The organism is Aminobacter sp. P4_D5 (genome assembly GCF_056401815.1).
In genome coordinates, this window is sequence record NZ_JBFUIP010000148.1 from 1 (window position 1) to 14,312 (window position 14,312).

13 protein-coding genes are annotated in these 14,312 nt (G+C 62.4%); 5 read left to right on the forward strand and 8 right to left on the reverse strand.

Going from position 1 to position 14,312, the window contains the following annotated elements; genetic code table 11:
* The 4 genes from AC1DWF_RS24210 to AC1DWF_RS24225 form a co-directional block, all read left to right on the forward strand.
* Window positions 1–442, forward strand: a 442-nt coding sequence (locus tag AC1DWF_RS24210) for a hypothetical protein (RefSeq protein WP_476842139.1), incomplete at its 5' end; no start/stop codon positions are given.
* 7 nt (window positions 443–449) lie between these two features.
* The gene (locus AC1DWF_RS24215) at window positions 450–926 is read left to right on the forward strand and encodes an N-acetyltransferase family protein (RefSeq protein ID WP_476788536.1); all 477 of its coding nucleotides are present in this window, start codon (window positions 450–452) and stop codon (window positions 924–926) included.
* Window positions 927–1,077: 151 nt separating this feature from the next.
* Window positions 1,078–4,047, forward strand: coding sequence for a DNA polymerase I (gene polA, locus AC1DWF_RS24220; protein WP_476788537.1), 2,970 nt, complete (start codon window positions 1,078–1,080; stop codon window positions 4,045–4,047).
* 1 nt (window position 4,048) lies between these two features.
* Window positions 4,049–4,678 carry a LysE family translocator gene (locus AC1DWF_RS24225; protein ID WP_476842140.1) on the forward strand — a complete coding sequence of 210 codons (630 nt, stop codon included), beginning with the start codon at window positions 4,049–4,051 and terminating at the stop codon, window positions 4,676–4,678.
* Window positions 4,679–4,681: 3 nt separating this feature from the next.
* Here AC1DWF_RS24225 and AC1DWF_RS24230 read toward each other — a convergent pair whose 3' ends face one another.
* The 8 genes from AC1DWF_RS24230 to AC1DWF_RS24265 form a co-directional block, all read right to left on the reverse strand.
* A complete protein-coding gene (locus AC1DWF_RS24230; protein WP_476783695.1) occupies window positions 4,682–5,095 on the reverse strand; it encodes a Fur family transcriptional regulator in 414 nt (137 codons plus the stop codon).
* Between the two features lie 174 nt (window positions 5,096–5,269).
* A complete protein-coding gene (mgrA, locus tag AC1DWF_RS24235) occupies window positions 5,270–6,322 on the reverse strand; it encodes an L-glyceraldehyde 3-phosphate reductase (RefSeq protein ID WP_476783694.1) in 1,053 nt (350 codons plus the stop codon).
* A 58-nt stretch (window positions 6,323–6,380) separates the two neighbouring features.
* Entirely contained in the window at window positions 6,381–7,523 is a 1,143-nt protein-coding gene (locus AC1DWF_RS24240) for a Gfo/Idh/MocA family protein (protein ID WP_476788538.1), read from the reverse strand.
* Window positions 7,524–7,533: 10 nt separating this feature from the next.
* Window positions 7,534–8,280, reverse strand: a complete 747-nt coding sequence (locus AC1DWF_RS24245; protein ID WP_476783692.1) for a sugar phosphate isomerase/epimerase family protein — start codon at window positions 8,278–8,280, stop codon at window positions 7,534–7,536.
* Window positions 8,281–8,304: 24 nt separating this feature from the next.
* Window positions 8,305–9,387, reverse strand: coding sequence for an ABC transporter ATP-binding protein (locus AC1DWF_RS24250; RefSeq protein ID WP_476783691.1), 1,083 nt, complete (start codon window positions 9,385–9,387; stop codon window positions 8,305–8,307).
* A gap of 4 nt (window positions 9,388–9,391) precedes the next feature.
* Window positions 9,392–10,345, reverse strand: a complete 954-nt coding sequence (locus tag AC1DWF_RS24255; RefSeq protein WP_476783690.1) for a carbohydrate ABC transporter permease — start codon at window positions 10,343–10,345, stop codon at window positions 9,392–9,394.
* Window positions 10,338–11,240 carry a carbohydrate ABC transporter permease gene (locus AC1DWF_RS24260; RefSeq protein WP_476783689.1) on the reverse strand — a complete coding sequence of 301 codons (903 nt, stop codon included), beginning with the start codon at window positions 11,238–11,240 and terminating at the stop codon, window positions 10,338–10,340. The genes AC1DWF_RS24255 and AC1DWF_RS24260 overlap by 8 nt, the downstream gene beginning before the upstream one ends.
* A gap of 130 nt (window positions 11,241–11,370) precedes the next feature.
* Entirely contained in the window at window positions 11,371–12,609 is a 1,239-nt protein-coding gene (locus AC1DWF_RS24265) for an ABC transporter substrate-binding protein (RefSeq protein ID WP_476783688.1), read from the reverse strand.
* A 370-nt stretch (window positions 12,610–12,979) separates the two neighbouring features.
* On the opposite strand from AC1DWF_RS24265, the gene AC1DWF_RS24270 reads away from it, so the two are divergent.
* Complete coding sequence (locus tag AC1DWF_RS24270; RefSeq protein ID WP_476783687.1) at window positions 12,980–14,059, forward strand: LacI family transcriptional regulator; 1,080 nt, start codon at window positions 12,980–12,982, stop codon at window positions 14,057–14,059.
* The last annotated feature ends 253 nt before the right edge of the window (window positions 14,060–14,312 follow it).

A 14,312-nucleotide genomic window follows, 5' to 3' on the forward strand; every position in this document is an offset into this window, starting at 1 on the left:
GATCAGTGGTGCCCTTGATCAGAACCACCTTCTTCTCAGGCTTGACGCCTTCACGGCTGATCTTGATATTGATGTAAGGCATTCTTGTGCTCGCGTTTCATGTCAGTCAGTTCGATTGCAGATCGAAGTGAAAAATCTTCGACATGATCTGCCAGCGGCCTTCGAGTTTCACCAGGGTAAGCAAATCGGTGAAGAGCTTCGGCTCAATGGCGCAGTTGAGCCGGACAAAAGCCGTAACTGGACCAGCGAACTCGATGGAAACGATGCGGTCGATCCTGGGCTCCGAGCGGCTGGCCCGGCGAGGCGGCGAGCCTGCCGCCTGACACTCGCTACCTTGAGAAGACGATCGACGTCAGCATTTCGATCTCCGAAATCCCACATTGGCAGAACGGGTGTGGCCCGCCTATTCTCAAGCAAATCTGGCAAATCAAATTTGGAATGAGCAATCCATGGCATTGCATACCCGACCCGCGCAGCCGCAAGACGCAAGCGCGATGGCGCGAATCCTGAACGAAATCATCGAGATCGGAGGAACGACGGCGCACCGCGAACCGTTCGATGAGCAGCGCATTATCAACTACTTCATCTCGCCGAAACTCGGAATCAGCTGCTTCGTGGCATTGGATGGCGAGCAGCTGTTGGGGTTCCAGTCGCTCGAATGGTCCGACCCGGACTGGCCGGGCGATCGGCTGCCGGCCGACTGGGGCATAGTCGCTACCTTCGTCGATCCGCACGCGCACAAGAGAGGCGCTGGACGGGCATTGTTCGCCAACACGGTGGAAGCCGCGAAAAAGGCCGGCGTCAGCTTCATCGACGCCACCATTCGCAAGGAAAACACCGGCGGCCAGGCATTTTATCAGGGGATCGGCTTCACCGACTATCGCGAAGGAGCCGAGACCGTTTCCAAGCGGTTCGCGCCACTCTGAAAGGAAGGTCCTCTTTTGCGGCGCTTGGATGTTGTCGATGGCCTGACCTCGACATGCAGGCGCCAGCTACCCGTCAACGACTTGTCAGTAGACGGCGGCAAGGCCAGCTTGACGATGGACAGCCGCGCTGCGCCAAGCTACCCGTATCGCCATGAAAAAAGGCGATCATCTCTTCCTTGTCGACGGCTCCGGCTACATCTTCCGCGCCTATCACGCGCTGCCGCCGCTGACCCGCAAATCCGACGGCCTGCCGGTCGGCGCGGTCTCGGGTTTCTGCAACATGCTGTGGAAGCTGATGCTCGATGCGCGCAACACCGATGCCGGTGTCGTGCCGACCCATTTCGCCGTCATCTTCGACTATTCTTCGAAGACCTTCCGCAACGAGCTGTACCCCGAATACAAGGCCAACCGCTCGGCACCACCTGAGGATCTGATCCCGCAATTCGGCCTGATCCGCCAGGCGACCAAGGCCTTCGAGCTGCCCTGCATCGAGATGGAAGGTTTCGAAGCCGACGATCTGATCGCAACCTATGCGCGGCTTGCCTGCGAGGCCGGCGGCGACACCACCATCGTTTCGTCCGACAAGGATCTGATGCAACTCGTCGGCCCCACGGTGTCGATGTACGATCCAATGAAGGATCGCCAGATCAACATCCCCGAGGTCATCGAAAAGTGGGGCGTGCCGCCCGAAAAGATGATCGATCTTCAGGCGCTGACCGGCGACTCCGTCGACAACGTGCCGGGCGTGCCCGGCATTGGGCCTAAGACCGCAGCACAGCTGCTCGAGCAGTTCGGCGACCTCGACACACTGCTTGCCCGCGCCTCCGAGATCAAGCAGGACAAAAGGCGCCAATCGATCATCGACAATGCCGAAAAGGCGCGCATTTCGCGTGAACTGGTTCGGCTCAAGCTCGACGTGCCGGTGACCGATGCGCTCGAAGACTTCGTGCTGCAGCCGCCCAACGGGCCAAGGCTGATCGGCTTCCTCAAGACGATGGAATTCACCTCGCTGACCAGGCGCGTGGCCGAAGCCACCGGCACCGAGGCCGGCGAGATCGAGCCCGCGCCTGTCACCGTGCAATGGGGCGCCGATGCGCACGGGCCGGATGTCGGCTCGGGAGCAGCGCCCGCGACCTCCAGTGCAGCAGTTCCTGCAGCAGATGCGAACGGCGGCAACGCCGCCCCCTCACCCGCCGATAGCGGCAGCAGCGGACTGGACACCCCCACAGCCCTCGCCAACAAGCTGGCGGCAGCGGCAGCGGCGGAAAAGTTCGACCACGCCACCTATGTCACCATCCGTGACCTCGCGACGCTGAAGGCCTGGGTGGCCGAAGCCACTGAAGCCGGAATCATGGCCTTCGATACCGAGACCAATTCGCTCGACCCGATGCAGGCCGAACTGGTCGGTTTTTCGCTTGCTACAGCACCCGGCCGCGCTGCCTATGTGCCGCTTGCCCACAAGAGCGGGCGCGGCGATCTTCTGGGCGGCGGGCTGGTCGAAAACCAGATTCCAGTGCGCGACGCCATCGCCGTGTTCAAGCCGCTGCTCGAAGATGCTTCCGTGCTGAAGATCGCGCAGAACCTGAAATACGATCTCGTGGTGATGAACCGCTACGGCATCGACATCAGGTCGTTCGACGACACGATGCTGCTATCTTATGTGCTCGACGGCGGCACCAATGGTGGCCACGGCATGGACCCGCTGTCGGAAAAATGGCTTGGCCACACGCCGATTGCCTTCAAGACCGTCGCCGGTTCCGGCAAGAGCTTCGTCGGCTTCGACCAGGTCGACATCGACAAGGCCACCGCCTACGCCGCCGAGGACGCCGACGTGACGCTGCGCCTGTGGCGCGTGCTCAAGCCGCGCCTGGCCGCCAAGGGTCTTGCGTCGGTCTACGAACGGCTGGAACGTCCGCTGGTGCCAGTGCTGGCACGGATGGAACAGCGCGGCATCTCGGTCGACCGCCAAATCCTGTCGCGCCTGTCGGGCGAACTCGCTCAGGGTGCTGCCCGTCTGGAAGACGAAATCAACAATCTCGCTGGCGAGCGCTTCAACATCGGTTCGCCCAAGCAGCTCGGCGACATCCTGTTTGGCCGCATGGGCCTGCCGGGCGGCACCAAGACCAAGACTGGCCAATGGTCGACCTCTGCCCAGGTGCTCGAAGACCTCGCCGCCGAAGGCCACGAGCTGCCGCGCAAGATCGTCGACTGGCGACAGCTGACCAAGCTGAAATCGACATACACCGACGCCCTGCCTGGCTTCATCAATCCCGAGACCAAGCGCGTCCACACCTCCTACGCGCTCGCCGCCACCACCACGGGCCGGCTGTCGTCGTCGGACCCGAACCTGCAAAACATCCCGATCCGCACCACCGAAGGGCGCAAGATCAGGACCGCCTTCATCGCCGACAAAGGCAACAAGCTGATCTCGGCCGACTACAGCCAGATCGAGCTGCGCGTGCTTGCCCATGTCGCCGACATCGGCCAGCTCAAGCAGGCCTTCGCGGACGGCGTCGACATCCATGCCATGACCGCGTCCGAGATGTTTACGGTGCCGGTCGCAGGCATGCCTTCGGAAGTGCGCCGGCGCGCCAAGGCGATCAATTTCGGCATCATCTACGGCATCTCGGCCTTCGGCCTCGCCAACCAGCTGTCGATCCCGCGCGAAGAAGCCTCGGATTACATCAAGAAGTATTTCGAACGCTTCCCCGGCATCCGAGCCTATATGGACGAGACCAAGGCGTTCTGCCGCGACAACGGCTATGTCGAGACCATCTTCGGCCGCCGCATCCACTACCCGGAAATCCGCTCTTCCAATCCTTCTGTTCGGGCCTTCAACGAGCGCGCCTCGATCAATGCGCGCCTGCAGGGCACGGCCGCCGACATCATCCGCCGCGCCATGATCCGCATGGAGGACGCCCTTGTCGCCGCCAATCTGTCGGCGCGCATGCTGCTGCAAGTGCACGACGAACTGATCTTCGAGACCGTGGAGAGCGAAGTCGCTGCAACCATCCCGGTCGTGCGCCATGTCATGGAAAACGCCGCCATGCCGGCGGCGTCGATGTCGGTGCCGCTGCATGTCGATGCCAACGCGGCCGACAGCTGGGACGAGGCGCACTGAGATGGCGCTCGCAACGTCGTCGAACCTTTCGACGTTGCTCTCCTTCGCGCTGACGTCGCTCATCATCGAGCTGACGCCGGGGCCGAACATGACCTATCTGGCACTGGTGTCGGCCAGCGAAGGCCGGCGCGCGGGCTTCGCAACCGTGGCCGGCATCGCGCTCGGCCTCGYCACCATAGGCATCATTGCCGCCCTCGGCGTCACCGAACTGATCCAGGCTTCCGACCTGCTCTACGAAGGGCTGCGATGGGCCGGCGTGCTGTTTCTGCTTTATCTCGCATGGGAAGGCTGGAAAGGCGGCGGTGAGGCCATCGCAAACGACAGCGACGCCGACCGGCGCTATTTCACGCGCGGGCTCGTCACCAACCTGCTCAACCCGAAGGCTGCGGTCTTCTACGTCGCGGTGCTGCCGACCTTCATCGTCGCCGATCGCCCGGTGCTGTCGCAGACGATCACGCTGACCGCGATCTATGTCGCGGTTGCAACCGGCATCCATGCGCTGATCGTCGTGCTTGCGAGCCGGCTCGAACCGCTGCTCAACGACGCGCGCATAGAAACCATCGCACGGCGCGCGCTTTCGGCTCTGCTGGCGGCGGTTGCGATCTGGTTTGCGTTTTCGACGGCGCGGTAAATCTTACGCGGCGAGTGCCGCGCATTTGGCGCAGGTGCCACGGAATTCGATGACAGCCTTCTTGGCGACGAAGCCGGTCGAACCGACCCAATCATCCAGGCGCTTGCCGATCAGCTCATCGGAGATTTCCGTGACCTGGCCGCAGGTGTCGCAGATGGCGAAGGCCGTCATGCGGTGGTTGTGATGGCTGTGGTCGTGCGGCTCAGAACAGGCGACGAAGGCGTTCAGGCTTTCCAGCCGATGGACAAGCCCGTCCTTCAGCAGCACCTCAAGCGCGCGGTAGACCTGCAGGGGCGCGCGGAAGCCCTCGTCGCGCAGCTGGTCGAGCAGCGTGTAGGCGCTGAGCGGCCCGGTCGCCACTTCGAGTTTCTCCAGAACCTTTTGCTGGTTCTTCGTCAGCGTAGCCCGCGCCGCCATTTTTCCGTTTGCACCTTCCTCGGCCAGGCCAATGCCCGGACGGAACAATCCATCGCCTAAGATGGCGATTGGACAAGGGTTTTGCTAGCGCGTCCGGCCGGCAAAGACAATCTGCCCCAAAGGCAAGCGGCGGGAACGCCCGCCGCCTGCACGTTCACAAGCTTTGGCTTGGGCTCACTTCTTCGGCCGTGCCGGGCCTTCGCGCTCGGACGAACGCGCCCAGAGGTTGATGTCGGCCTCGCGGGCATAGGTATCGATCTCGGCCAGTTCGGCGTCGCTGAAGGTCGCATTCTTCAGCGCGCCAACGCAATCCTCGACCTGCTCGGGGCGGCTTGCGCCGATCAGCGCCGAGGTGACGCGACCGCCACGCAACACCCAGGCCAGCGCCATCTGCGCCAGTGTCTGGCCGCGGCGTTCGGCAATGCCGTTGAGCGCGCGGATATTGGCGAGGTTCTTGTCGTTGAGGAAGGCCGGCCGCAGCGACTTGCCTTGTGCGGCGCGACTGTCTTCGGGCACGCCCTTGAGGTACTTGCCGGTCAACATGCCCTGCGCCAGGGGCGAAAACACGATCGACCCGATGCCGAGCCCGTCGAGGGCGTCGAGCAGGCCATCGTCCTCGACCCAGCGGTTGATCAGCGAATAACTCGGCTGATGGATCAGGCATGGCGTGCCCAGACGCTTCAGAATGTCGGCCGCTTCGCGGGTGCGCTGGGCGTTATAGGAGGAGATGCCGGCGTAAAGCGCCTTGCCCGAGCGGACCGCATGATCGAGCGCGCCCATGGTTTCTTCCAGCGGCGTGTCCGGGTCGAAGCGGTGCGAATAGAAGATGTCGACATAGTCGAGCCCCATGCGCTTCAGGCTCTGGTCGAGGCTCGCCAGCACATATTTGCGGCTGCCCCACTCGCCGTAAGGCCCCGGCCACATGTCGTAGCCGGCCTTGGTCGAGATGATCATCTCGTCGCGCAGACCGGCGAAATCGGTACGCAGGATCTCGCCGAACGCCGTTTCGGCCGAACCGGCGGGCGGGCCATAATTGTTGGCGAGATCGAAATGGGTGATGCCGAGGTCGAAGGCCTTTTGGCAAATGTCGCGCTTGGTCTTGTGCGGCGTGTCCTCGCCGAAATTGTGCCACAGCCCGAGCGAGATCGCCGGAAGCTTGAGCCCCGAACGGCCGCAGCGGTTGTAGACCATGTTTTCGTAGCGATTGGCGGCCGGCTGCCAGGTCATGATGCTGTCCTCGGAAAAAAGGGGAATCGGCGCTTTCGCACCGCTCCCCCTTCTTAGCTCATTTTGGCGCGGCGAGGAGCCCCCTTGCTGCTGCCGGCCCAAGCGGCTCCGGCCGTTCGCAGGTCGTCTGCATCTCGACAAACTTCTTCGTCTCGCCCGATTTCAGGATACCGGTCATCACGTCGATGACGTGATTGGCGAGTTCGAGCGAGCAGCGGTGCGGCCTGCCCTGCATGATCGCCAGTGCCATGTCGGCCAGGCCCGCCGTGCGGTAATTGGCCATCATGCCGTGCGCGTGCTTCTCGTTGGCCCTGGAGAACGGGTGATCCCATTTCGGCAGCGTCTTCACCGGCTTTTCGCCCTTGGTGTAACGCAACTCGCCGCCGAAGAAATTGGGGTCCGGCATGTGGATCGTGCCCGCCTCGCCATAGAGTTCCATCGGCGAATGGGCGTTGTCCCAGACATCCCAGCTGGCGTTGAAGGTCAAGACCGCCCCGCTCTCAAACTCCATCAGCGCGAGGATCGTGGTCGGTGTCGTCACCGGGATCTTTTCGCCGGCACGCGGCTTTGACGAGATCGTGCGTTCCTTGGCCGGAATCGATGACAAAGCGGCAACACGTTTCACCGGCCCGATCAGCTGGACGAGATTGGCGATGTAGTAGGGTCCGAGGTCGAGGATCGGCCCGCCGCCCGGTTGGAAGAAGAAGTCGGGATTGGGGTGCCAGTGCTCCATGCCGTGGCTCATCACATGGCAGGTGCCCGAGGTGATCTTGCCCAGCTTGCCTGTGTCGATCAGATGGCGCGCCAACTGGTGCGAGCCGCCCAGGAAAGTGTCGGGCGCCGAACCGATGCGCACGCCCTTCTTTTCCGCGCGCTTCTTGAGGTCAAGCCCGTCCTTGATCGCCAGAACGAACGGCTTTTCCGAATAGACATGCTTGCCGGCGTCGATCGCCTGCTTGGAGACCTCGTAGTGTACCGCCGGAACGGTCAGATTGACGACGATGTCGATGTCCTTTGACGCCAGCAGTCCTTCGACCGTCTCGGCGCGCAGCTTGAATTCCTTCGCCCTTGCTTTCGCCGCATCCATGTTGATGTCGGCGCAGGCCCGCATCTCGATGCCCTTGAACTCGGGGGCGCGCGCAAAATAGGTCTTCGAGATGTTGCCGCAGCCGATCACCCCGACGCCGAGTTTCCTTGCCATATGATGCTCCCTAAAAGGTCTTGGCGGCTTTGATCGAGCGACGCGCGAAGCGTTCGAAATCGGCCGGATTGTCGTGTTCCATGACGAAATATTTTGCCGGCGTGCGCTTGCGCAGAGCTGTCACCAGCCCCGCCCAGTCGACCGTGCCGTGGCCGACATCGGACCAGCCATCCTCGTTGGCCGCCTCGCCCTGGGAGGCAATGTCCTTGACGTGAACGGCCATGATTCGCGGGCCGAACTCCTCGATCCAGTGCAACGGATCGGAACCGCCACGGATCACCCAGGCGACATCCATCTCCCAGCCGATCTCGGGCGCGGCCGCAAAGATCATGCGCTGGGGCATCGAGCCATATTTGAACGGCACGAATTCGAAATCATGGTTGTGCCAGGCAAAGTCGAAACCGGCCTTGTGGGCTGTGTCGCCGACACGCGCCAGCCTGCGTCCGAAATCGCGCCAACCCTCGGCATCGACAGGCCGATCCGACGCTTCGAGATAGGGGCAGGCCATCAGCTTCATGCCCAGAGTGGTGGCGATATCGGCTGCGCGCCCAAAATCCTTTTCCAGCAGGTCGATGCCGAAATGGCCGCTCGGCATGGTGAGGCCGTTCTTGTCGAGCTCGTCGCGAAACGCCTGCGGGTTCTCGTAGACCCCGCCAAAGCCCTCGACCTGTGCGTAGCCGAGTGAAGCGAGCGTCTCGAGCACATTCTCCCAAGGCTGGAAGTTGCGGGCGCTGTAGAGTTGAAATGACCAGTCCATGTTCTTTGTCCGGTTGGGTTGATGTCAGATGCGGTTGCCGCTTTGGCCGTCAAACAGCGAGGCGCGCGCCGGATCGAAGCCGATGCGGAGCTGTTCGCCTGAGTGCAGGTGACGTTCGGCCTCGACGCGGAAAGCAAAGCCCTGGCCGCCGAGCCGCGTCCAGACCAGCGTGTCGGCGCCCATCGGCTCGACGATCTCGACACTGGCGTCTGTGGCGAACGGCATCGCGCGTGCCGCCTCGCCAAGCGCAACATGCTCGGGGCGGATGCCGAAGACCGCCTTGCCGCGTGTCGGATTGCCATCGAAACCATAGCGGCCGAGCGGGATGCTTGTTCCGGCAACCGCGAAGGCAGGCTCCGCACCGGCCTCGACCTCGCCGTCCAGGAAATTCATGCCCGGCGAGCCGAGGAAGCCGGCAACAAAGCGGTTGACCGGGCGGTTGTAGATCACCTGCGGCGCGTCGAGTTGCTGGATCACCCCGCCCTTCATCACAGCTATGCGATCGGCCAGCGTCATCGCCTCGATCTGATCGTGGGTGACGTAGATCATGGTGTTGGCGAGCTTCTGGTGCAGCCGCTTGATCTCGACGCGCAGCTCCGAGCGTAGCTTGGCGTCGAGATTGGACAGTGGCTCGTCGAACAGAAACACGTCGACATCGCGCACCAGCGCCCGCCCGATCGCCACACGCTGGCGCTGGCCGCCCGACAGGGCCGCCGGCTTGCGCTTGAGCAAGGGTTCGATCTGCAGGATTTCGGCCGCGCGGGCGACACGCTTGGCGATCTCGTCCCTGGCGATGCCCGCCGTCTTCAGCCCGAACGACAGGTTCCCCTCGACGGTCATCTGCGGGTAGAGCGCATAGGACTGGAACACCATGCCGATGCCGCGGTCCTTGGGCTCCTCCCAGGTGACGTTCTTGCCGTTGATGAAGATCTGGCCTTCCGACACGTCGAGCAGGCCAGCGATGCAGTTGAGCAACGTCGACTTGCCGCAACCTGAGGGGCCGAGCAGTACCAGGAACTCGCCTTCCGGCACGTCGAGATTGAGCGCCTTCAACACGTCGAAGGTACCGAAACTGAGCGAGACATCCTTGACCACGACGCTTGTCATGCCCTCACCCCTTGACCGCGCCGGCGGCGATGCCGCGCACGAAAAGCTTGCCGGAAATGAAGTAGATGACGAGCGGGACCAGCCCCGTCAGCAGGGTTGCCGCCATGTTGACGTTGTACTCCTTCACGCCCTGTACGGCGTTGACGATGTTGTTGAGCTGGACCGTCATCGGATAGGTGTCGGGCTTGGTGTAGACGACACCGAACAAGAAATCGTTCCAGATGCCCGTAACCTGCAGGATGATCGCCACTACGAAGATCGGCAGCGACATCGGCAACATGATCCGGAGATAGATGGTCCAGAAGCCGGCGCCATCGACACGCGCCGCCTTGAACAATTCTTCCGGCAGCGAGGCGAAATAGTTGCGGAACAACAGCGTCAGGATCGGCATGCCGAAGATGCAGTGCACCAGCACCAGCCCCCACAGCGAACCGTATAGGCCGATCTCGCGCAGCACTATGACGATCGGATAGAGCATCACCTGATAGGGAATGAAGGCGCCGATCACGAGGATGGTGAAGAAGATGTCGGCGCCCTTGAAGCGCCAGTTGGCAAGTGCGTAGCCGTTGACCGAGGCAATGGCGATCGACAGGAACACCGACGGCACTGTGATGCGCACCGAGTTCCAGAAGCCCCGGCTGAGCCCGTCGCAATTGAGCCCCGTGCAGGCGCTCGACCATGCCTTGACCCAAGGCTCGAAAGTGATCTCCATCGGCGGCGAGAAGATGTTGCCGAGGCGGATTTCCGGCATCCCCTTCAGCGACGTCACCACCATCACGTAGAGCGGCAGCAGGTAGTAGATCGCGACCACCGCGAGCGTGCCGTAGATGAAGATGTTGCGGCGGGAGAATCTGCGCCTCGGTCTTGGCCCGCTGGGTCCGGCAATGGCACCAGCGCGGCCCGACGGGACCGGGGCCGCAGCTATGTCGGGCGCGGCACGAAGGACGTGGTCAACCATGGCGCCGCTTGCTCCCGAATTCGAGATAGGCCCAAGGCACGACAACGATGACCACCGTCAACAGCATCATCGTCGAGGCGGCAAAGCCCTGACCAAGGTTCTGCGCCAGGAACATGTAGTTGTAGACATATTTTGCCGGCACTTCAGACGCGATGCCGGGGCCGCCGCTGGTCTGTGCGACGACAAGGTCGTAGACCTTGACGATGCCGCTCGCGATGATGACCAGCGTGGTGACCAACACCGGCCGCATCATCGGGATGACGATGAAGACATAGGTCTTCCAGGTCGGAATGCCGTCGACGCGCGCCGCCTTCCAGATCTCGCCGTCGATGCCGCGCAGGCCCGCCAGCATCAGGCACATGATCAGCCCGGTGCCTTGCCACAGCCCGGCGATCAGGATGCCGTAAATGACGATATCGGCATTGTAGAGCGGGTCGAAAGTGAAGCTTAACCAGCCGAGATTGCGCACAACCTGCTGGATGCCGAAGTCAGGATTGAGGATCCATTGCCAGGCAAGGCCGGTGACGATGAAAGACAGCGCGAAAGGGTAAAGGAAGATGGTCCGGAAGGTGTTTTCGAAGCGGATCTTCTGGTCCATCAGCGCGGCCAGCAAAAAGCCGATGACCAGCGAAAAGAACAGCGTGCAGACGCCGTAGATGGCGATGTTTTCGACCGCCGTCAGCCAGCGCGGCGTCGCCCACAGGCGCTCATATTGTTCGAGACCAACGAAAGTCGCGCGCGGCAGAAGCTTGGAGTTGGTGAAGGARTAAAACACCGTCCAGGCCGTGCCACCAACGAAGATCACCAGCGCGGTCAAGATCATCGGGATCGACGCGATCTTGGCGCTCAGGTTTCGAAACAACCGGCTCGGCCGGCCCGCCTCGGTCGGGGTCATCGGTCGGGTTCCATGGTGCTTTGGGCAATCTGCCGGTCCCTCCCCTCAGGGACCGGCAGAGCGCCGCTGTCAGCTGCCGCATCAGAACGAGGTCCACCCACCCCGGCGAACAGCCGAAGTGTCTGTCGCTCTAGTCCGCAGCGGCGATGATTGCGGCAAAGCGCTTCTGTGCGTCCGCCGGCGTCAGTTGTTTGTTGGCGAAGAACTCGACGAACAGGTCGTTGACCTGGGTGACCGAGTCTGCCGACATCAGCTGGTCCGGGGCAGCGATGATGTTGCCCTTGGCCAGGATCTCGAGTCCCTTTTTCATGCAGTCATTGGCGGCCTTCAGATCGACATCGCCACGAACCGGCAGCGAGCCCTTCTTGAGGTTGAAGGCAACCTGCGTTGCCGGCGACAACATCACCGAAGCCAGCACCTCCTGCGCCTTGGCCTTTTCAGGATCGGTCTGCTTGGGGAAATAGAAGGCATCGCCGCCGGTCGAGATGATCTCGTGAACGCCGAGGCCCGGCAGGCAGGTGTAGTCCTTGCCAGCTGTCTGCCCGGCAATCTGGAACTCGCCCTGGGCCCAATCGCCCATGATCTGGCCGCCAGCCTTGCCGTTGATGACGAGCGACGTCGCCTGGTTCCATTCCTGGACATTGGACTTGGCCGACATGGCGCGCGCCTGGTCGGCCGCGGCAAAGACCTTGGCCATCTCGGGGCCAGCGGCCAAGGCGGCGTCCTTGTCGCCAAACACTTTCTGGAAAGTCTCAGGTCCGGCGAGCGCCACGAGGATCACTTGGAAAGCAAGCGTCGTCTGCCAGGGCTGCTGGCCAAGCGCGAGCGGCACGATGCCGGCCTTTTCCAGCGCTGGAGCGGCTGCCACGAACTCGTCCCAGTTCTTCGGCACGGCAACGCCAGCGTCGGCGAAGGCTTTGTTGGAAAGCCACAGCCATTGCTGCGAGTGGATGTTGACCGGCACGCAATAAATCTTGCCGTCCAGCGTACAGCCATCGAGCAAGCTCTTGGGGTGGATGAAGTTGGCCCAGCCCTCTTTCGCGGCGAGTTCGGTGAAGTCGCGCATCAGCCCGGCCTTGACCAGCTCTTCCGCCTGGCGTCCATGGTTGAACTGGGTAGCACCCATCGGGTCGCCGCCAGTGATGCGTCCGATCATGACCGGACGGGCAACGTCGCCGGAGCCGGCAATGGCACCGTCGACCCATTTATTGCCGGTGGCATCGAACGCCTTGGCGAGTTCGGCAACAGCCGCCGCTTCGCCGCCAGAGGTCCACCAGTGCGTCACTTCGAGATCCGTCGCGGAAGCCGAACCGGCGGCCCCAAACGCGACTCCCGCCGCCAATACAGCGGTCGTCAGCCTATAACGCATCGTACTCCTCCCTGAATCTGAAACGTTACAGATTGGGAGGTTAAGCGAAGTCTGGAGACCGCGCAATGGCCGACACGGCAGACAACGCGATTTTGTTCGCGTCTCGAACTAAAGGCGTAAGGTCGCCGACAAGCAACGAACGACTATAATTCCGTCGCAATGCAGCATTTATGGCGCAAATCGCCAATCGAATCAATGGCAGGCGCGCATGCTGCGGCGCACGATTTCTGGGCACCCCAGCCGACATTTCACCCCGCCATTCTATTTCAGCCTGCTCAATCTGTATCGTTACAGTTCTTGCCGGAAGCCCTTGCAAGGTTCATGATGCAAATGCGATATGCGCCGAGCAAGGAATCCGGCGGACATGGCCATGAACGACAAGATACCGCCGGACGAAAGTGTGGAGCAGGCGAGCGGCGGCGAGGCCAATCCGCCGACGCTGAAGACAATCGCCTTCATGACCGGCCTTGGCGTCACGACCGTTTCACGCGCGCTGAAGGATGCGCCCGAAATCGGTGCGGCGACCAAGCAGCGCGTGCAGCTTGTCGCGCGCCAGATCGGCTACCGACCCAACCGTGCCGGGGTGCGCCTGAGAACCGGCAAGACCAACGTCATCTCGCTCGTGCTCAACACCGAAGAGCAGATCGGCGGCTTCGTTTCCGACCTGATCTACGGCATCTCCGAAGCCCTGGCGCAGACGCCCTATCACCTCGTGGTCACGCCCTATTCGCGCAACAACGACCCGCTTGAGCCGGTGCGTTATGTCGTCGACACGGCCTCCGCCGACGGCGTCATCATTTCGCGCACCGAGCCCGACGACAAACGCGTGCGCTACATGACCGAACGCGGCATGCCCTTCGCCGCCCATGGCCGCACGCATATGGGCATCGAGCATGCGTTCCACGATTTCGACAACTATGCCTATTCGGTCGAGGCGGTGAAGAAGCTGGCGAGCCTCGGGCGCAAGCGACTGGCCTTGCTCGCCCCGCCTTCCAATCTCAGCTATTACCAGCACATGCGCGATGGCTTTGCCGACGCGCTGATGGAGCACGGCTTGAGCGAGGTGCCGTTCCCGACCGCCACTGTCGATCACTCGATCGAAGATATCCGCAAGCTCACCGCCGATTTGATGCGCCGCCCCAACCGTCCTGACGGCTTTGTCAGCGGCGCGGGAGCCGGCACGTTTGCGCTGGTCGCAGGTGTCGAGGATGCCGGCTTCAAGCTCGGCCAGGATGTCGACATCGTCTCCAAGCAGTCGTCAAAGCTGCTGCACCTGCTTCGGCCGCAACTCTACGTCGTCAACGAGGACGTCAGGCTTGCCGGCGCAGAGCTTGCGCGCGCCGTGATTGGCCGCATCGCCGGCCGCGACATTGCTTCGCTGCAGAGCCTCAGCAAGCCAAGCGCGGTCGAAGCCTACGAGACGCCGACGCCGACAAATTCGAGCACCTGAGAAAGCCCCTCACCCTTACCCTTGTAACTTGAACGTTGCCGCATCTGCTATTGTTAGCGGTGCGGTGGCGGACGGGAGACCGAAGTTCCTTTGGGACACCAAGCCCGTGGGAGAGCTTGGGTCTTCGTCCGCCGTTCCATCGACCCCGAACAGTCGCCAGGGCCGCAAGCGAAGCCCGATTAGGCAAGGATGGGAGAAGATGGACGCTGCTTTTGTCGTTGTAGGGATCGATGTCTCGAAGGAGCGGCTCGAC

Bases quoted from the DNA above. Each gene is read 5' to 3' on its own strand.
- AC1DWF_RS24215 (WP_476788536.1), top strand. From the start codon at position 450: ATGGCATTGCATACCCGACCCGCGCAGCCGCAAGACGCAAGCGCGATG.
- polA (WP_476788537.1), top strand. From the start codon at position 1,078: ATGAAAAAAGGCGATCATCTCTTCCTTGTCGACGGCTCCGGCTACATC.
- AC1DWF_RS24230 (WP_476783695.1), bottom strand. From the start codon at position 5,095: ATGGCGGCGCGGGCTACGCTGACGAAGAACCAGCAAAAGGTTCTGGAG.
- mgrA (WP_476783694.1), bottom strand. From the start codon at position 6,322: ATGACCTGGCAGCCGGCCGCCAATCGCTACGAAAACATGGTCTACAAC.
- AC1DWF_RS24240 (WP_476788538.1), bottom strand. From the start codon at position 7,523: ATGGCAAGGAAACTCGGCGTCGGGGTGATCGGCTGCGGCAACATCTCG.
- AC1DWF_RS24245 (WP_476783692.1), bottom strand. From the start codon at position 8,280: ATGGACTGGTCATTTCAACTCTACAGCGCCCGCAACTTCCAGCCTTGG.
- AC1DWF_RS24250 (WP_476783691.1), bottom strand. From the start codon at position 9,387: ATGACAAGCGTCGTGGTCAAGGATGTCTCGCTCAGTTTCGGTACCTTC.
- AC1DWF_RS24255 (WP_476783690.1), bottom strand. From the start codon at position 10,345: ATGGTTGACCACGTCCTTCGTGCCGCGCCCGACATAGCTGCGGCCCCG.
- AC1DWF_RS24265 (WP_476783688.1), bottom strand. From the start codon at position 12,609: ATGCGTTATAGGCTGACGACCGCTGTATTGGCGGCGGGAGTCGCGTTT.
- AC1DWF_RS24270 (WP_476783687.1), top strand. From the start codon at position 12,980: ATGAACGACAAGATACCGCCGGACGAAAGTGTGGAGCAGGCGAGCGGC.